The organism is Pseudomonas sp. BNK-7, from assembly GCF_048072025.1.
Lineage (GTDB): Bacteria > Pseudomonadota > Gammaproteobacteria > Pseudomonadales > Pseudomonadaceae > Aquipseudomonas > Aquipseudomonas danubii.
In genome coordinates this window covers 3,902,007-3,919,838 of sequence record NZ_CP182252.1, presented here as the reverse complement: position 1 = coordinate 3,919,838, position 17,832 = coordinate 3,902,007, and the positions used below count along the sequence as shown (strand labels likewise).

At 64.7% G+C, this 17,832-nt stretch carries 15 protein-coding genes; 7 read left to right on the top strand and 8 right to left on the bottom strand.

All coding sequences use genetic code 11. The annotated features are described in order from the left end of the window. Positions 1-475 precede the first annotated feature (475 nt). Entirely contained in the window at positions 476-748 is a 273-nt protein-coding gene (locus tag ACMGF8_RS18280; protein WP_416756923.1) for a hypothetical protein, read from the top strand. Between the two features lie 177 nt (positions 749-925). Here the strand turns inward: ACMGF8_RS18280 and msrA are convergent, their stop codons facing one another. From msrA to ACMGF8_RS18245, 7 genes are all read right to left on the bottom strand, one after another. After that, the gene (gene msrA, locus ACMGF8_RS18275; RefSeq protein ID WP_416756922.1) at positions 926-1,390 is read right to left on the bottom strand and encodes a peptide-methionine (S)-S-oxide reductase MsrA; all 465 of its coding nucleotides are present in this window, start codon (positions 1,388-1,390) and stop codon (positions 926-928) included. Further along, positions 1,387-2,442, bottom strand: coding sequence for a glycine betaine ABC transporter substrate-binding protein (locus tag ACMGF8_RS18270; RefSeq protein ID WP_041117702.1), 1,056 nt, complete (start codon positions 2,440-2,442; stop codon positions 1,387-1,389). The genes msrA and ACMGF8_RS18270 overlap by 4 nt, the downstream gene beginning before the upstream one ends. Beyond that, the gene (locus tag ACMGF8_RS18265) at positions 2,439-4,520 is read right to left on the bottom strand and encodes an ATP-binding cassette domain-containing protein (protein WP_416756921.1); all 2,082 of its coding nucleotides are present in this window, start codon (positions 4,518-4,520) and stop codon (positions 2,439-2,441) included. The genes ACMGF8_RS18270 and ACMGF8_RS18265 overlap by 4 nt, the downstream gene beginning before the upstream one ends. A gap of 149 nt (positions 4,521-4,669) precedes the next feature. Next, entirely contained in the window at positions 4,670-5,638 is a 969-nt protein-coding gene (locus ACMGF8_RS18260; protein WP_060838862.1) for an aliphatic sulfonate ABC transporter substrate-binding protein, read from the bottom strand. A 109-nt stretch (positions 5,639-5,747) separates the two neighbouring features. Further along, positions 5,748-6,299, bottom strand: coding sequence for a hypothetical protein (locus tag ACMGF8_RS18255; RefSeq protein WP_231979030.1), 552 nt, complete (start codon positions 6,297-6,299; stop codon positions 5,748-5,750). 121 nt (positions 6,300-6,420) lie between these two features. Then, the gene (locus ACMGF8_RS18250; RefSeq protein WP_416756920.1) at positions 6,421-7,698 is read right to left on the bottom strand and encodes a Zn-dependent hydrolase; all 1,278 of its coding nucleotides are present in this window, start codon (positions 7,696-7,698) and stop codon (positions 6,421-6,423) included. 225 nt (positions 7,699-7,923) lie between these two features. Further along, entirely contained in the window at positions 7,924-9,411 is a 1,488-nt protein-coding gene (locus ACMGF8_RS18245) for an NCS1 family nucleobase:cation symporter-1 (RefSeq protein WP_416756919.1), read from the bottom strand. A 621-nt stretch (positions 9,412-10,032) separates the two neighbouring features. On the opposite strand from ACMGF8_RS18245, the gene hydA reads away from it, so the two are divergent. From hydA to preA, 3 genes are all read left to right on the top strand, one after another. Further along, positions 10,033-11,472: a dihydropyrimidinase gene (gene hydA / locus ACMGF8_RS18240; protein ID WP_123393296.1), complete on the top strand. Its 1,440-nt coding sequence runs from the start codon at positions 10,033-10,035 to the stop codon at positions 11,470-11,472. A 599-nt stretch (positions 11,473-12,071) separates the two neighbouring features. Next, positions 12,072-13,439 (top strand): NAD(P)-dependent oxidoreductase, encoded by a 1,368-nt coding sequence (locus ACMGF8_RS18235; protein ID WP_416760329.1) that lies wholly within the window; start codon positions 12,072-12,074, stop codon positions 13,437-13,439. Continuing rightward, a complete protein-coding gene (preA, locus tag ACMGF8_RS18230; RefSeq protein WP_102864411.1) occupies positions 13,440-14,714 on the top strand; it encodes an NAD-dependent dihydropyrimidine dehydrogenase subunit PreA in 1,275 nt (424 codons plus the stop codon). A 351-nt stretch (positions 14,715-15,065) separates the two neighbouring features. On the opposite strand, the gene ACMGF8_RS18225 is transcribed toward preA, so the two are convergent. Further along, positions 15,066-15,686, bottom strand: a complete 621-nt coding sequence (locus tag ACMGF8_RS18225; protein ID WP_102864410.1) for a TetR/AcrR family transcriptional regulator — start codon at positions 15,684-15,686, stop codon at positions 15,066-15,068. A 264-nt stretch (positions 15,687-15,950) separates the two neighbouring features. On the opposite strand from ACMGF8_RS18225, the gene ACMGF8_RS18220 reads away from it, so the two are divergent. The 3 genes from ACMGF8_RS18220 to copD are packed head-to-tail and all read left to right on the top strand — an operon-like array spanning position 15,951 to position 17,665. Further along, complete coding sequence (locus ACMGF8_RS18220) at positions 15,951-16,385, top strand: GNAT family N-acetyltransferase (RefSeq protein ID WP_102864409.1); 435 nt, start codon at positions 15,951-15,953, stop codon at positions 16,383-16,385. 32 nt (positions 16,386-16,417) lie between these two features. Next, positions 16,418-16,786, top strand: a complete 369-nt coding sequence (gene copC / locus ACMGF8_RS18215) for a copper homeostasis periplasmic binding protein CopC (RefSeq protein ID WP_102864408.1) — start codon at positions 16,418-16,420, stop codon at positions 16,784-16,786. A 3-nt stretch (positions 16,787-16,789) separates the two neighbouring features. Beyond that, the gene (gene copD / locus ACMGF8_RS18210) at positions 16,790-17,665 is read left to right on the top strand and encodes a copper homeostasis membrane protein CopD (protein ID WP_416756918.1); all 876 of its coding nucleotides are present in this window, start codon (positions 16,790-16,792) and stop codon (positions 17,663-17,665) included. The last annotated feature ends 167 nt before the right edge of the window (positions 17,666-17,832 follow it).

The window sequence follows — 17,832 nt, the reverse complement described above, 5'->3', positions numbered from 1 at the left end:
TGCCGGAGAGAGGGAACCCCGAGCCCCAGCGAGGGGCCCATGGAGGGGCAAGCGTTTTTTGGTTCCTTTTTTTGGCGTTTGAAAAAAAGGGACTCGCCGTAAGGGCGAAACCCTAAGTGGCCGCACCCGCAGCAACGGATATGTCCCCTTCAGATCCGGCCACCAGACAGTCGATACAACCACTCAAACATCACCTTCAATGCCCGGTTGCACCGCTCTGGCATCCCCCCTATAGTTCGCCCTCGCGGCAAAATCCGCGAGCGACCTTGGCCGGTCGAATATAGGAACGCATCAGCGTCCAAAACATCATTGCAGGCGCTTTTTTTGTGCCTGTGATTTTGTCTCATGGCGGCTGTGCGTGGGACACCTTCGGGTGTGCCGGTTTCCTATAGCCGGTCGGCCAACCCGCGTACAGCTGCCACCCTCATTCGCTTGGCCGCGAAAGGTGGTAGCTCAATTTATAGGAGCTACACCGATGACTGACCATCACCTCCCTCGCTTCACCCCCATCGACACCCACGACAGCGAACACCCGGTGTTCTACCTCGACACCCAAGCCCCCTTGAGCGACCTGGCCAGCAGCGCCGCTCACCGTTTCACCGTGGCCCGCGACCTGATGGACAGCCTCTCCACCCTGGGGCTGAAAGACATCAGCGATTGCGACCTGACCCGTATCACCCGTGGCGTGCACCTGCTGACACGAGAAGGCTGCGCGGTGTTGGAAGTGATTCAGTGGCGGGTCGCGTAGCAACCCTATTCGCGGACCTGTGGCGAGGGAGCTTGCTCCCGATTGGGCCTCAACCCCATACATCCTGGTGCACCGCGTCATCAGGGTTTGGGGCCGCTGCGCAGCCCAGCGGGAGCAAGCTCCCTCGCCACGAAGAGCAGGCAGCAACTAAGACTCCAAGCTTGCGGCTTGCAGCTTCTAGATATGGCAACTGCTCAAGCCATTCTTCTCCAGGTAACGCTGGTGCGCTTCATCCGCCAGTTCGAAGCGGCCCAGGGGCACGATCACCGTGGCCACGGGTTTGTTGAAGCGTCCGGAGTCTTGCAGGGCGGTCTTGGCCGCCCTCGCCTGTTCGGCCTGCACAGCGTTGGTGTGGAAGATCGCCGAGCGATATTTCACCCCGCCATGTTCGCCCTGGCGATCCACCGAGGTGGGATCGTGCAGGCCCCAGAAGTGTTCGATCAGGCTGGTATAGGTCAGCACCTGCGGGTCGAAATCCACCTGCACCACTTCTATCTGCAAGGCTTCGTCCGCCGCTTCCACGGCGTAGCCGACGCGGCTGTCCACTACTCCAGGCAGCGCCCGGAACGCGGCTTCCGCGCCCCAGAAGCAGCCGGCGCCGAAGGTCGCCTGTTCGAGGCTGTTCACCGGCGCCCCACTCATTGCGCCACTCCCACTTTTTCACCGCTGGCACCCAGCCAGCCATCAACGATCTGCGGGTGCGCGGCGACCCATTCCTTGGCCGCCTGCGCCGCCGGCTGCTGTTCCTTTTCGATCTTGAGGATCAGGTCATTCAAGGCCTGGGGTTCGATGCTGAAGTTCTCCAGGAACGCGGCGATCCGTGGTGCGCGTTTTTGCAAAGCGCTGGACGCCAGGACATACACCCGGGCATCCGGGTAGGCGCAGGTGATCTTGCTCTTGCTCAGCCAGTCGGCGTCCACCGTGGGGCTGATGAATTTCCAGCAGCCGTCGGCCTTGTACAGCGGGTCGCCCTTCTTGTTGTCCTGGGCGTAGCCGTCGAACGCCGGTTCATCCAGGCGGCGCAGGTCGAAGGCGGAGAAGATCCAGTCCGGGGTGTAGGCGTAGAACACCACGCCGCGCTGGGCCTTGTAGGCGGCGGCGAGCTTGGCGTAGGTCACCGAGGCTTCGGTGGACACCGATTCGAATTTATCGGCAAAGCCAAAATCCTTGGCCTTGATCTGGCCGATGTAGGTCGATTCCCAGCCCGCCGGGCCCACCAGCAGTTGGGCCTTGCCGCCGCCCAGGGGTTCGAAGAGTTTCGCCACTTCGGGCTTTTGCAGGTCGTAGACCGACTTCACGCCGTATTTATCTTGCAGGTAGCCGGGGATGTAGAAGCCTTGCACCCCCAGGTACGGCTGCTTGTTGGGCACCAGGGAGCGGGTGCCGCCGGTGACGTACTTGGCCCAGGCGGCGGACTGGTTGGGCAGCCAGATGTCGGTCAGCACGTCCACCGAGCCGTCGCCCTTGGCGGCAGCAGCAAACAGCACCGGCACGTCACCGGCGAGGTAGGAAACGTCGCCGTCGAGGCGGCTCTTGATCACTTCGCCGAGGATGTTCTGGATGGCGATGGCGCCGGTCCAGTTCTGTTCGCCAATGACGATCTTGTCCTTGGCCAGCACCGGCAGGGACAGACCCAACAACAGCGCGGCGGCGCCAAGGGTACGGGTAAACGACTTGTTCAAGGGACACCTCATGATTGATGCAATGTGCGATCCCGCTGGCGCAGGGTCGCTTGAATGATTCGATCGGGAATCAGCGCGCAGAACACGATCGCGGCGCCGGCCAACATGCCCTCGCCGCCCTTGATGTTGCGCAGCGCGGTCATCACGTCGTAGCCCAGGCCACCGGCGCCGATCAGCGCCGCCACCACCACCATCGACAGGCTCATCACCAGGGTCTGGTTGATCCCCAGCAGCAAGGAACCCGCGGCCAGGGGCAGCTCGACCTTGGTCAGGATCTGCCACGGCGTGGCGCCGTGGGCCAGGGCGGCTTCGACGGCGGTCTTGGGCACTTCCTGAATCCCCAGGGCGGTAAGGCGGATCATCGGCGCCAGGGCGAAGATCACCGTGGCGATCACCGCCGGGGTCTTGCCCACCGAGAAGAACGCCACCGCCGGGATCAGGTACACGAAGGTCGGCAGGGTCTGCATCACGTCCAGCAAGGGAGTGATCAGGCGCCGGGCCAGGGCGCGCTTGGCCAGGAGGATGCCGGCCGGCACGCCGATCAACAGCGAGATCAGCACCGAGGAACCCACCAGGGCCAGGGTGGCGATGGTCCGTTCCCAGAAGCCGAACAGGCCGATGTAGAGCAAGGCCGCGGCGCTGGTCAGGGCCAGGGCGGCGCCGGCGCTACGCCAGGCCAGCAGCACCAGGGCCAGGGCCGGCACCGGCCAGGGCAGCCAGCCCAGCAGGCTTTCGATGCTTTCGATCACCGTGCGCACGGCGACTATCACGCCGACAAAGCTGCTTTCAAAGGTGACCTGGGACCAGCCGATCAACTGGTCGATGGCCGCCGCAGTGCCCAGCAGCACTTGGCGGTCGGCGGGAAACTGCAGCCAGGGGCCAGAGGCATCGGCGGCCAGTACCCGCCACAGCACCAGGGCCTGGGACAGCAGCAACACCAGCCACGGCAGGCGCCAGCCGGAGCGGCCCAAGCGGCTGGGACGGCGGGCCAGGGTCACACTCAACAGGCGGCTGGACAGCAAGCCGATGAGCGCCAAGGCGCCCCAGGCGAAACCGGCCGTGGCCAGCCCCTGCCCCAAGGCTGCGGCGGCGCCCAGCTCCAGGGCAAAGCCCAGCCAGTACAGGCTACCGCGACCGCTGGCGGCCAGGGCCGCGGGCCCCAGCAGCAGGGCCTGGGCCAGGGACAGCCCGGGGCTGACCGGGGCCGGAGCCGGGGTCGTCGCGCGCGGGTGCGGGGCAATCGCCGCCACCGCAGGCGCAGCGCTGCGGGCACCGTGCTCCTGGAAGAAGTCCGCCACTTCGGCATCCGCCGGCTGCTCCAGCAGTTCGGCGGGGGTGCCCAGTTGAATCAGCTGGCCGTGGCGCAATACGGCAATGCGGTCCGCCAGGCGCAGGGCTTCGGCCGGGTCGTGGGTCACCAGCAAGGTGGTGATGCCGCGCTCGCGTACCACCCGCAGAAAGTGGCTTTGCAGATCCCGGCGAATGGTCGGGTCCAGGGCGCTGAAGGGTTCGTCCATCAGCAGGATGTCCGGCTCGCTGACCAGCGCCCGGGCCAGCCCGACCCGCTGCTGCATGCCGCCGGACAGTTCATGGGGATAGTGCTCGCCCCAGCCGTCCAGGCCCATGGCCTGCAGTTGCACATCCGCTGCGGCGTGACGCAGGGCCTCAGGCTCACCGCGCAGTTCCAGGGGCAAGGCGACGTTGTCGCGCACGCTGCGATGGGGCAGCAGGCCGAAGTGCTGGAACACCATGCCGATGCGCCGCGAACGCAGGGTGCGCAGTTCCTGGGCCGAGAGTTGGCTGATGGCCGAACCGTCGATCAGCACCTCGCCACTGCTGGGCTCGATCAGCCGGTTGATATGCCGCAGCAAGGTGGACTTGCCGCTGCCGGAGGTGCCCATCAGGCACAGCACTTCGCCACGGCGCACCTGCAGGCTGACCTGCTGCACCGCTGGCGGCGCGCTCTGGCCACGGCGACGGGTGTAGTGCTTGGTCAGGTTGCGCAACTCCAGCACCACGTCGGCGGGGCTCGGTGGCGTGGCGGCTGAGGCTGAGACGGCGAAAGCCTCTTGGGGGTGAACGGCAGACACGGGAACTCCTGACGCCGGGCGCGGGATGGCGTAACCGGCGGTGAACAAGAAAAAAGGGGGGACCTGTTCGCCGGCAAGCCGGCTCCTACAACGGCATCGCGTGGTGCATGTAGGAGCTGGCTTGCCAGCGAAGGCAATCTAACCAGCGATCACAACTTCTTGGGGCTCCACAACTGCACGGCCCGGGCATCCACCGGCTTGGGCAAGAGCTTTTCCTGGTAGAAGGCATCGGCGATTTTCTGCTGCTCGCCCAAGGCATCGGGCTTGACCGCTTCCACCTGGTAGGTGCGGCGGCTGTTGGCCAGCTCTACCGTCGGCACGTCCAGGTTGCCCCACAGCGGGCCCAGCAGTTTGGCCGCCTCGCTCGGGTGTGCCTTGACCCAGGCGCCGGTCTTCTGCAACTCGGCGAACACCTGGTTCAGCACCTCGGGATGGGCCTTGGCGTAGTCATTGGAGGCCAGGTAATAGCGGCGGTAACTGGCCAGCCCCTGGCCGTCGTGCAGCACCCGCGCGCCCTGCTGGCGCTGGGCGCTGGCGACGAAGGGCTCCCAGGTGACCCAGGCATCGACCTTGGCGGTTTCCAGGGCCGCGCGGCCATCGGCCGGGGTCAGGTACACCGGCTGGATATCGGCGAAGCTCAAGCCCGCTTCGCGCAAGGCGGCGATCAGCAGGTAATGGCTGCCGGCGGCCTTGGTCACGGCAATGCGCTTGCCCTTGAGGTCGGCCAGGGATTTGAGCGGCGAATCCTTGGGGATGACGATGGACTGGGCCGCGGGGGATGGGGTTTCGGTGGCGAAATAGGTCAGCTGGGCCCCGGCGGCCTGGGCGAAGACCGGCACCGTGTCGGCGACATCGGCGCTGATGTCGACGTTGCCCACGTTCAGCGACTCCGCCAGCGGCAGGCCACTGGTGAACTCGTGCCAGGTGATGTTGACGCCCTGCCCCGCCAGTTGTTTTTCCAGGGTGCCCTGGGCCTTGAGCAGCGCCAGCAGGGTCGAGGATTTCTGGTAGCCGATGCGCAGGTCGGTATCGGCCTGGGCATTGAGGGCCATGCCCAGCGCCAGACCGGCCAGGGCGGTAATCGACAAGCTACGACGCAAAGCAAAGGGCAGGCGCATGGGGGCGAACCTTCTCGGAGACAGGACAGTCGCTAAAAGCTAATCGATCTAATAAATCGAAAATAAATACTTTTTAGGAATTAGCTTAGGTTCGTGCGACCGACCACCCCTAACGGTCACAAGGCTTGGAACCGCCGAACTCGGTTTTGCGCAGGCAGAAGAAGCCGTTTTTCTTCAAGGTCAGCGGTGCCACGGCGCAAGGCAGCACGGCCTGATTGACCTCGATCGACACCCGCTCGCCCTGCAACTCGCGCTCGTCCAGCCGCAGCTCGCAACTGCCCGCCTGGTCGCCTGCCGCGTAGCCGATATGGCTGATCACCCGGTTGTCCAGTTTGATCACCAGGGGGTTCTGCGCCGCCGAACAGGCCGAGAGGCTGGGGTGGCGGGCGTTGATGCTCAGATGGTTGTCATCGCCGGTGGCCGCCGGGACCAGGGGGATGAACAGCAGCGACATCAGGTGGTGGGACGGCGCGGAGGTCAGCTTCACATACAGCGGCTCGGGGCCGCAGGCCAGCTTGAACGAGGTGCCCTGGTCATAGCTTCCCTTGCTGGCGTCCTGCCAACCGCCGAGGCTGTCGGCCTTCCAGTCGTGGCCCCATTTGTAATCGATACAGCCCCCCAGGCTCAGAGCCAGGGCCAGACAAAGCGCCATCCTGTGCATAGTCGACATCCCGTGCGAAAAGTTCGCCAGTGTACGCCAGCCAAGCACCTGACGATGCCCCTTGCCGGCGAAGGCGTCGGCGGCCCACCTCTGGCGGGCCCCTTCGCCGGCAGGCCGACTCCTAAGGTTGGCGCTGGGCGATGGATTGGGAGGCGGCGAGCATGGCCCGCAGCAGCACGGCGCAACCCGCGGCCAGGTCGTCGGGGTCGGCGTTTTCGATTTCGTTGTGGCTGATGCCGCCTTCGCAGGGCACAAAGATCATCCCCGCCGGGCCCAGCTCGGCGACGAAGATCGCGTCGTGCCCGGCGCCGCTGACGATGTCCATGTGGGACAACCCCAAGCCCTGCGCGGCTCCGCGCACGGCGTCGACACAGACGGGGTCGAAGTACAGCGGCGGGAAGTCCGCGGTGGGGGTCAGTTCGAAGCTCAGGCCGTGCTCTTCGCAGGTGTTGTCAATCACCTGGCGCACCTCGGCAATCATCGAATCCAGGCGCTCCGGCTCCAGGTGGCGGAAGTCCAGGGTCATGCGCACCTCCCCCGGAATCACGTTGCGCGAGCCCGGGTAGGCTTGCAGGCAGCCGACGGTGCCGCAGGCATGGGGCTGGTGCCCCAGGGCGGCACGGTTGACCGCGGCCACCACCGCGGCAGCGCCCACCAGGGCGTCCTTGCGCAGGTGCATGGGGGTCGGGCCGGCGTGGGCTTCGACACCCCGCAGCTTGAGGTCGAACCACTTCTGGCCGAGGGCGCCCAGCACCACACCGATGGTCTTGTGCTCGTCTTCCAGGATCGGGCCTTGCTCGATGTGCGCCTCGAAATAGGCGCCCACCGGGTGCCCGCTGACCGGGCGCGTGCCGGCGTAGCCGATGGCGTTCAGCGCCTCGCCGACGCTGATGCCCTCGGCGTCGGTCTTGGCCAGGGTGTCCTCTAGGGTGAATTTCTCGGCGAACACCCCGGAGCCCATCATGCACGGCGGGAAACGCGAGCCTTCTTCGTTGGTCCACACCACCACTTCCAGGGGCGCCTCGGTCTCCAGCTTGAGGTCATTGAGGGTGCGCAGCACTTCCACCCCGGCCAGCACGCCAAAGCAGCCATCGAACTTGCCGCCGGTGGGCTGGGTGTCGATATGGCTGCCGGTCATCACCGGTGGCAGCTGCGGATTGCGCCCGGGGCGGCGGGCGAAGATGTTGCCGATGCCGTCCACCGTGACCGTGCAACCGGCCTCCTCGCACCACTTCACGAACAGGTCGCGGGCCTGGCGGTCGAGGTCGGTCAGGGCCAGACGGCAGACCCCTCCCTTGACCGTGGCGCCGAGCTGGGCCAGTTGCATGAGCGACTGCCACAGGCGGTCGCGGTTGATGTGCTGATGGCTGGATTGCAGAACCTCGACGGCAGCGTTCATGGTGATCTCCTCAGGCATTTCTTCTGATTTTGTCGGGGGATGCATGACGCAATCACCCGGGATAACGGCCAAGCAACAATCGGTAGGAGCAGGCCGGGCGGTGTTGCGCTTGCCGGCGAAAGGCCGCGCAAGATGTGCGTCGCCCGTGCCGACGCCTTCGCTGGCAAGCCAGCGCCTACAAAAAACCGCGCGTATGTGGTGAGCACGTGAGCGCTGGCTGGATGTTCATGTTGGGGTCTTGGCGGTCGTCACCTGGGGGCTGCGCCAGGTGCACAGGCCGTAGTAGATCAACCCGCCCAGGGCCGAACCGGTAAACCAGCCGTAGCTGTAGAACCAGTTGAAGGCGCTGCTGCCCAGGGACATCAGGGTCAGGGCCACCGGTACGCCGAAGGCGATGAAACCGTGCCAGTTCCACGCCGGGTAGACGTCGTCGCGGTACAGGCCGGCCAGGTCCAGGCGCTGTTTCTTGATCAGGAAATAGTCCACCACCATGATCCCGGCGATCGGCCCCAGCAGGCTGGAGTAGCCCAGCAGCCAGTTGGAATACACCGTCTCCAGGCTGACGTCGGAAATCAGCAGGCCGAGCTTTTTCAACAACTCGTGGCCCATCAGCGCCAGCCCCACCAGGCCGGTGAGGATCACCGCGGTGGTGCGGCCGATCAGCTTGGGCGCCAGGTTCTGGAAGTCGTTGGTGGGCGAGACGATGTTGGCTGCGGTGTTGGTGGACAAGGTGGCGATGATGATCAGCGCCATGGCCAGGGCTACCCAGCCCGGGCTCTGGATGTGGCCGATCAGGCTCACCGGATCGGATACGGTGACGCCCACCAGCTTCACCGAGGCGGCGGTCATCACCACCCCCAGGGCGGCGAACAGGAACATGGTCAGCGGCAGGCCGAAGATCTGCCCGAGGATCTGGTCCTTCTGGCTCTTCGCGTAGCGGCTGAAGTCGGGAATGTTCAGCGACAAGGTGGCCCAGAAGCCGACCATCGCCGTGAGCCCGGCCATGAAATAACCCGTGACGCTGGCGCCCTCGGGACGCTTGGGCGCGATTGCCAGCAACTCAGTCAGCGACACGCTGGGCAAGGCCCACACCAGCAGGCCGATGCCCACCGCCACCAGCAGCGGCGCAGACAATGTTTCCAGCCACTTGATCGACTCGGCGCCGCGCAGCACCACCCACAGGTTGAGGGTCCAGAAGATCATGAAGCCGATCACCTCGCCGGTGCCGCCCAGGGCCTTCCAGCCCTCGAAGATCGAGCCCAGGAACAGGTGGATCGCCAACCCGCCGAACATCGTCTGGATGCCGAACCAGCCGCAGGCCACCAGGGCGCGGATCAGGCACGGCACGTTGGAGCCGATGATGCCGAACGACGAGCGCAGCAGCACCGGGAAGGGAATGCCGTACTTGGTGCCGGCAAAGGCGTTGAGGGTCAGGGGAATCAGCACCACGATGTTGGCCAGCAGGATCGCCAGCAGCGCCTCGCCGACGCTGAGGCCGAAGTAGGCGGTGAGCACCCCGCCCAGGGTGTAGGTGGGCACGCAGATCGACATGCCGATCCACAGTGCGGTGATGTGCCATTTGTTCCAGGTGCGCTCCTGGACCTTGGTCGGTGCGATGTCGTGGTTGTAACGGGGGCTGTCGAGTACGTCGCTGCCGGCGTCCAGCTCGTACAAGCCTTCGCGCTCGGTCACCTGGGATCTGATCTGTTGCATGGCCGCTCCACTGTTGTTCTGATTATTTTGCTCATCAGGCCGGCGCACTCAGGAACAGCGCGCCGGACGATGGCCGGAGAACTGACGACTTCCGCCCTCCTGGCCAGCGATCTGCGGCGGCACTCAATAAAGATGCCAACTAAGGCCGAACTCGCTACTGCACAGTGTGCGAAATCCATGTAAACAACTGATACCACTCAGTTTTATTCAACCAACTTTGCAGCCCTCGGTTAGTTGCCAACTCACTCAGGCCGGGTGTTTGGCAAGTTGTCCGTTTGGTCAGGACCCAAAGCAGTGCACGTTAATTTTCCAAGTTATCGATTAGTCTTTCTCACGACTCCTCAAGCAGCTGATTTGACATAGGAAATCTCGACTATTTTTCGATCCTGTCAAGTGCGTCAAAATGGTGATGAGCCGCACCATTTTGCGGATTTGTATTATTTATCGTTATTTTTCAATAAGTTAAATCGAATATAAGCTTATATAAAATATTCTTGCTGTTTCTTTGAACTCCGGCTAGCTTCTAATCCTGACACCGCTGACAGGATTATTAAGTTGTCAGCGCGTTCAATAAAAAAGTTAGAACCGGCACCAGTCGGTCATGCCTGCGAGGAACTCGGAATGTCTCTGTTGATCCGTGGCGCCACCGTTATTACCCATGATGAAAGTTACAAAGCCGATGTACTCTGCGCAGGCGGTCTAATTCGCGCCATCGGCAACAATCTGGATATTCCCGCCGGCTGTGAAGTACTCGACGGCAGCGGCCAGTACTTGATGCCCGGCGGCATCGATCCCCACACCCACATGCAACTGCCCTTCATGGGCACCGTGGCCAGCGAAGACTTCTTCAGCGGTACGGCGGCAGGTCTTGCAGGCGGCACCACCTCGATCATCGACTTCGTGATTCCCAACCCGCAGCAGTCGTTGCTGGAGGCCTTCCACCAGTGGCGCGGCTGGGCCGAGAAATCCGCCAGCGACTACGGCTTCCACGTGGCCATCACCTGGTGGAGCGAACAGGTGCGCGAGGAAATGGCCGAGCTGGTGCAGCACCACGGCATCAACAGCTTCAAGCACTTCATGGCCTACAAGAACGCCATCATGGCCGCCGACGACACCCTGGTGGCCAGCTTCGAGCGCTGCCTGGAACTGGGCGCGGTGCCCACGGTGCACGCGGAAAACGGCGAGCTGGTGTACCACCTGCAGCGCAAGCTGCTGGCCCAGGGCATCACCGGGCCGGAAGCCCACCCGCTGTCGCGGCCCTCGCAAGTGGAAGGCGAGGCCGCCAGCCGGGCGATCCGTATCGCCGAAACCCTGGGCACGCCGCTGTACCTGGTGCACGTCTCGACCAAAGAGGCGCTGGACGAAATCACCTACGCCCGCAGCAAGGGCCAACCGGTCTACGGTGAAGTGCTGGCCGGCCACCTGCTGCTGGACGACAGCGTGTACCGCGACCCGGACTGGCAGACCGCCGCCGGTTACGTGATGAGCCCACCCTTCCGCCCTCGTGGCCACCAGGAAGCGCTGTGGCACGGCCTGCAATCGGGCAACCTGCACACCACCGCCACCGACCACTGCTGTTTCTGCGCCGAGCAGAAAGCCGCCGGCCGCGACGACTTCAGCAAGATCCCCAACGGCACCGCCGGCATCGAGGACCGCATGGCCGTGCTCTGGGATGAAGGGGTCAACAGCGGACGCCTGTCGATGCAGGAGTTTGTGGCCCTGACCTCCACCCACACCGCGAAGATCTTCAACCTCTACCCGCGCAAGGGCGCGATCCGCGTCGGCGCCGATGCCGACCTGGTGCTCTGGGACCCGCAAGGCACGCGGACCATCTCCGCCAAGACCCACCACCAGCAGGTGGACTTCAACATCTTCGAAGGCAAGACCGTGCGCGGCGTGCCCAGCCACACCATCAGCCAGGGCAAGCTGGTGTGGGCCGACGGCGACCTGCGAGCCGAACGCGGCGCCGGTCGCTACATCGAACGCCCGGCCTACCCGGCGGTGTTCGACCTGTTGAGCAAGCGCGCCGAGCAGCACAAACCAACCGCCGTCAAACGCTGATCCCGGAATGCCCCAATGCCAATCCACGCTCTGTGTAGCCGCTGCCGCAGGCTGCGAACGAGCGGCACGCTCGCGGCGTTCTTGAGGCCAGCAGAGGATTGGCGGGAGACCGTCAAGCAAGGCCCTGCGGGCCTTTTCGCAGCCTCGCAGGCTCGGCAGCGGCTACAGGGATTGCGGGAATCGGGGCTTCGTGTAGCCGCTGCCGCAGGCTGCGAACGAGCGGTACGCTCGCGGCGTTCTTGAGGCCACCAGAGGGTTGGCAAGAGATCGCCAGGCAAGGCCCTGCGGGCCTTTTCGCAGCCTCGCAGGCTCGGCAGCGGCTACAGGGATTGCGGGGATCGGGGCTTCGTGTAGCCGCTGCCGAAGGCTGCGAACGAGCGATACGCTCGCGGCGTTCTTGCGGCCAGCAGAGGGTTGGCGGGAGACCGTCAAGCAAGGCCCTGCGGGCCTTTTCGCAGCCTCGCAGGCTCGGCAGCGGCTACAGGACAGCAGGATGGCAGGATGGCAGGATGGCAGGATGGCAGGACGACAGGACAGCTAGCAGTTTCGTGAACACCCATGCCCGTCAGAGGCAGATGAAAAACCGTGAGGCCAAAACCGTGATCAAGACCTTGAACCACTTGCCCCACCCGACCCTGGACGGCGCTACCCTCGCCGGTCATTTCAGCGATCTGGCGCCACCACTCAACGCCCGCCAGGCCCATCTGGAAGCCTCGCGCTGCCTGTATTGCTACGACGCGCCCTGCGTCAACGCCTGCCCCAGCGAGATCGACATTCCTTCGTTCATCCGCAATATCCACACCGACAACGTCCAGGGCGCGGCGCAGAAGATTCTCTCGGCCAATATCCTCGGCGGCAGTTGCGCCCGGGTCTGCCCCACCGAAATCCTCTGCCAGCAGGCCTGCGTGCGCAACAACGCCCAAGAGTGCGCGCCGGTGCTGATCGGCCTGCTGCAACGCTATGCCCTGGACAATGCGCACTTCACCGAGCACCCGTTCCAACGCGCCGCGCCCACCGGCAAGCGCATCGCCGTGGTCGGCGCCGGCCCGGCGGGTTTGTCCTGCGCCCACCGCAGCGCCCTGCACGGCCACGACGTGGTGATTTTCGAAGCCCGGGAGAAAGCCGGCGGCCTCAACGAATATGGAATCGCCAAGTACAAGCTGGTGGACGACTTCGCTCAGCAGGAGCTGGAGTTCCTGCTGGGGATTGGCGGCATCGAGATCCGCCACGGGCATAAACTCGGCGCCAACCTGAGCCTGAGCCAACTGCATCAGGAGTTCGATGCGGTGTTCCTCGGCCTCGGGCTGGCCGCCAGCAAGCAGCTGGGGCTGGAGCATGAAGACGCCCCCGGGCTGCTGGCCGCCACCGACTACATCCGCGAGCTGCGCCAGGCCGACGACCTCAGCCAACTGCCCCTGGCCGACCGCTGCATCGTCCTCGGCGCCGGCAACACCGCCATCGACATGGCGGTGCAAATGGCCCGCCTCGGCGCCCGGGACGTCAACCTGGTGTACCGCCGGGGCGTCGAGGACATGGGCGCCACCGGGCACGAGCAGGAGATCGCCAAGGCCAATCAGGTGCGCCTGCTGACCTGGGCCGCACCGCAAGACGTGCTGCTGGATGACCAGGGCCGGGTGCGCGGCATGCGCTTCGCCCGCACCCGAATGCTGGAGGGACGTTTGCAACACACCGGGGAAACCTTCGAGCTGGCGGCCGACGCGATCTTCAAGGCCATCGGCCAGTCGTTCGACGGCAGTGCCCTGGCCGATCCACTGGCGCGGGAACTGCAGCGTTGCGGGGAACGTATCCAGGTGGACGAACAGCTGCGCACCAGCATTCCCGGGGTCTACGCCGGCGGCGATTGCGTCAGCCTCGGCCAGGACCTGACGGTGCAGGCGGTACAACACGGCAAGCTGGCCGCAGAAGCCATGCATGCCCAACTCATGCTCAATGTGGAGGCTGCGTAAATGGCCGATCTATCGATTGTCTTCGCCGGTATCAAGGCCCCCAATCCGTTCTGGCTGGCCTCCGCTCCGCCCACCGACAAGGCTTACAACGTGGTTCGCGCGTTCGAGGCCGGCTGGGGCGGTGTGGTCTGGAAAACCCTGGGCGAGGACCCGGCGGCGGTCAACGTCTCGTCGCGTTATTCCGCGCATTTCGGACCGAACCGCGAGGTCATGGGCATCAACAACATCGAGCTGATCACCGACCGTTCCCTGGAGATCAACCTCAAGGAAATCACCCAGGTGAAGAAGGACTGGCCGGATCGCGCCTTGATCGTGTCGCTGATGGTGCCCTGCGTCGAGGAATCCTGGAAAGCCATCCTGCCCCTGGTGGAAGCCACCGGTGCCGACGGCATCGAGCTGAACTTCGGCTGCCCCCACGGCATGCCGGAACGCGGCATGGGCGCGGCGGTGGGCCAGGTGCCGGAGTACGTCGAGCAGGTGACCCGCTGGTGCAAGACCTACTGCTCGCTGCCGGTGATCGTCAAGCTGACGCCCAACATTACCGACATCCGCATGGCCGCCCGCGCCGCCCACCGCGGCGGCGCCGATGCGGTGTCGTTGATCAACACCATCAACTCCATCACCAGCGTCGACCTGGAGCGCATGGTGGCCCACCCGATGGTGGGCAACCAGAGCACCCACGGCGGCTACTGCGGCTCGGCGGTCAAGCCGATTGCCCTGAACATGGTGGCCGAGATTGCCCGTGACCCGCAGACCCGCGGCCTGCCGATCTGCGGCATTGGCGGCATCGGCAGCTGGCGCGATGCGGCGGAGTTCGTGGCCCTGGGCTGCGGCGCGGTGCAGGTGTGTACGGCGGCGATGCTGCATGGCTTTCGCATCGTCGACGAGATGAAGGACGGCCTGTCGCGGTGGATGGACAGCCAGGGCTACCACAGCCTGCAGGACTTCTCCGGGCGCGCGGTGGGCAACACCACCGACTGGAAGTACCTGGACATCAACTATCAGGTGATCGCAAAAATTGACCAGGAGGCGTGCATCGGTTGCGGCCGTTGCCATATCGCCTGCGAAGACACTTCGCACCAGGCAATTGCCAGCATCCGCCAGGCCGACGGCACCCACACCTATCAAGTGATCGACGACGAATGCGTGGGCTGCAACCTGTGCCAGATCACCTGCCCGGTGCAGGACTGCATCGAAATGGTGCCCCAGGACACGGGCAAACCCTTCCTCGACTGGCAGCACGACCCGCGCAACCCCTACCGCGAAGCCGTGTAACACCGCACCACTTGTAGCCGCTGCCGCAGGCTGCGAACGAGCGGTACGCTCGCGGTGCTCGTGAGGCCAACAGAGGAGTGGCGGGAGACTGTCAAGCAAGGCCCTGCGGGCCTTTTCGCAGCCTCGCAGGCTCGGCAGCGGCTACAGGAATTGCGGGGATCGGATGGTTTCGTGTAGCCGCTGCCGCAGGCTGCGAACGAGCGGTACGCTCGCGGCGTTCTTGAGGCCAACAGAGGATTGGCGGACGATCGCCAAGCAAGGCCCTGCGGGCCTTTTCGCAGCCTCGCAGGCTCGGCAGCGGCTACAGGAATTGCGGAGGGTCGGGGGGGGTCGTGTGGCCGCTGCTGTTGCTCAGGGCTCCAGGCCGATGCCGCGCAGGATGACGCTGGTGACAGTCTGCACCGCGCGTTCGAATTGCAGGTCCGACAGCGGCTGGTGGTCGTTGAGGATCATCACCTGGTGGTCGAAGTCGGCGTAATGCTGGGTCGAGGCCCAGATCATGTACAGCAGGCTCGACGGTTCCACGGGCATGATTCGTCCAGCCTCGACCCATTGGCGGATCTTGGCTTCCTTCATCTTCGCCCAGTCGTACAGGCTGGCATCCAGCGCCGCGCCCAGGGTCGGCGCGCCATGGATGATTTCGTTGGCCCAAACCTTGGAGCCATAGGGCCGGCTGCGCGAGTGCTGCATCTTGGCGCGGATGTAGCTGCTGAGCACCACGCGCGGGTCGTCGAACATCTCGAAGCACAGGGCGTCCTGCTTCCACAGGTCCAGCAGGTCCATGAGCACGGCGCTGTACAGCTCGTTCTTGGTGCTGAAGTAGTAGTGCAGGTTGGAACGCGGCAGTTGCACTTCTTCGGCGATGTCGGCCATGGCGGTCCCGGCATAGCCTTTTTCAGCGAAGATTTTCTCGGCCGCCAGGAGGATCTTTTCCACGTTGCTGCGACGAATCTCGATCTTGTGATTGCCCATGAGGGCTCCTACGAAAACAGTCTGCGGCAAGACTAGCATTCGCCCGGGTCTTGCGGGGGCTGTCAGGGCCGCGACATTGCGCGCCGCCGATGGGTCTTTCGCCGCCCGGCCGGATTGAGTAGGATCGGCCTCCCGCTCATTTGCAGCAGCCACTGCGGTGCTCCGTCCAGGCGTTAACTCGCGACACGGGCATACAGGTCTCTGCCCGAATGCCGGCCCTGCCCCACCGCCGGCCATCTGTCCTGTTACTGATGGAACACACTCATGACGATTCGCCCTCGCGTCGCTGCGGACGACGCCCTGCTGACCGCGCTCTGGGAGCGTTCGGTACGCGCCACCCATGACTTCATTGCTGAAGACGACATCCAGCGCCTGTACCCGCTGGTACGCGACAGCTACCTGCCGGCCCTTGAGACCTGGGTCTTCGAAAACCCCGACGCCAGCCCCGCAGGCTTTATCGCCACCAGCGACAACACCGTACAGATGCTGTTCATCGAACCGGCCCAACGCGGCCAGGGCATCGGTCGAACGCTTCTGAATCACGTTCGCCGTCCCGGCCTCAAGGTCGACGTCAATGAACAGAACCCACAGGCCCACGGTTTCTATCGTCACTACGGCTTCGTCGACTGCGGCCGCTCGGAAACCGATGGCGAAGGCCGGCCGTTTCCGATCATCCACATGCAGTTGCGCGATCGTTGAGCCCCTGCCCTCTATATAAAGGTAACCCTCTCATGTCACTGAAAAACCTCTTCACCACCACCGCCCTGCTCGCCTCGCTGCTGGGCGCCTCCTCGGTATTCGCCCACGCCCATCTGAAAAGCTCGAACCCGGCGGCCGACAGCAGCGTGGCCGCGCCCAATGAACTGCGCCTAGTGTTCACCGAAGGCGTGGAAGCGGCCTTCACTCAAGTGACGATCAGCAAGGACGGTGCCCCCCTCGCAGTGAAAAGCCTGGCCACCGAAGGTGCGGACAAGAAGACCCTGGTGGTCACCCCGGCCGCCACGCCGCTGCGCGCTGGCGAGTACAAGGTGGAGTGGCACGCGGTGTCGGTGGACACCCACAAGAGCGAAGGCAGCTACAGCTTCAAGGTGAGCCCGTAAGCCGTGGCGTCATGGCTGGTGCTGTGCCGCTTCGTGCACTTTGCGGTAGTACTGACCCTGGTGGGGGCCTGGGTGTTTCGCCCGCTGTTGCTGGGCCGTGATTCAGCACAGAACGGCCATGGCGCCGTGCATCGACAGCTCGATCGGCTCAGCCGCTGGTTGACGCTGATCGGCCTTTGCAGCGGCCTGTGCTGGCTGTTGCTGATCACCGCCAGCATGGCCGGCTCCTGGTCGGCGGCGCTGGACCCGGCGACCGTGCAATTGGTGCTGGGCAAGACCTTCTTCGGTCAGGTCTGGACCTGGCATCTGCTGCTCAATTTGTTGTTGCTGGGGTTGCTGCTGAGCCCGCTGGGCCGGCGCCTGCCGCTGCAACTGGGGCTCGGCGCCCTGCTCCTGGCCACCCTGGCTCCGGTGGGTCACGGCGCCATGCTCGATGGGCTGCAGGGGCAGATGCTGATCCTCAATCAGATCGTGCATTTAAGCTGCGTCGCCATCTGGTTGGGGGGCTTGCTGGTGTTGTTGCTGGTGTTGCGCCAACACGCGGGGCTGTCTCTCGAGCCCTTGTTGAAGCGCTTCAGCGGCGTGGGTTATGGGTTGGTCAGCGGCTTGCTGATCACCGGCCTGATCAACGTGCGGGTGCTCACCGGACAGTGGTGGCCGATGCCATTGTTCAGCGGCTTTGCCCTGATCCTGCTGATCAAGGTGCTGCTGGTGGCGGGCATGCTCGGGCTGGCGCTGTTCAATCGCCTGCGCATCCGCGGCTGCGACCAGCGCCTGTCGAGCCTGCGCAGCAGCGTGCTGGTGGAGTGGTTGCTGGGCGTGGCGGCGGTGGCCGCCGTCTCGTTACTGGGCACCTTACCGCCGATGCAGGCGGCATAGCCTCCCGCGCACCGCGCCTCTGTAGCCGCTGCCGCAGGCTGCGAAAAGGTCCGCAGGACCTTCAGCGATCTCAAGGCCTCCCCCTCCTGGTCTGGAGCATTGCGGTGGAGCGCCATCCTTGGCGTCTGCTGCGCAGCCGGTCGCAGCCTGCGGCAGCGGCTACAGAA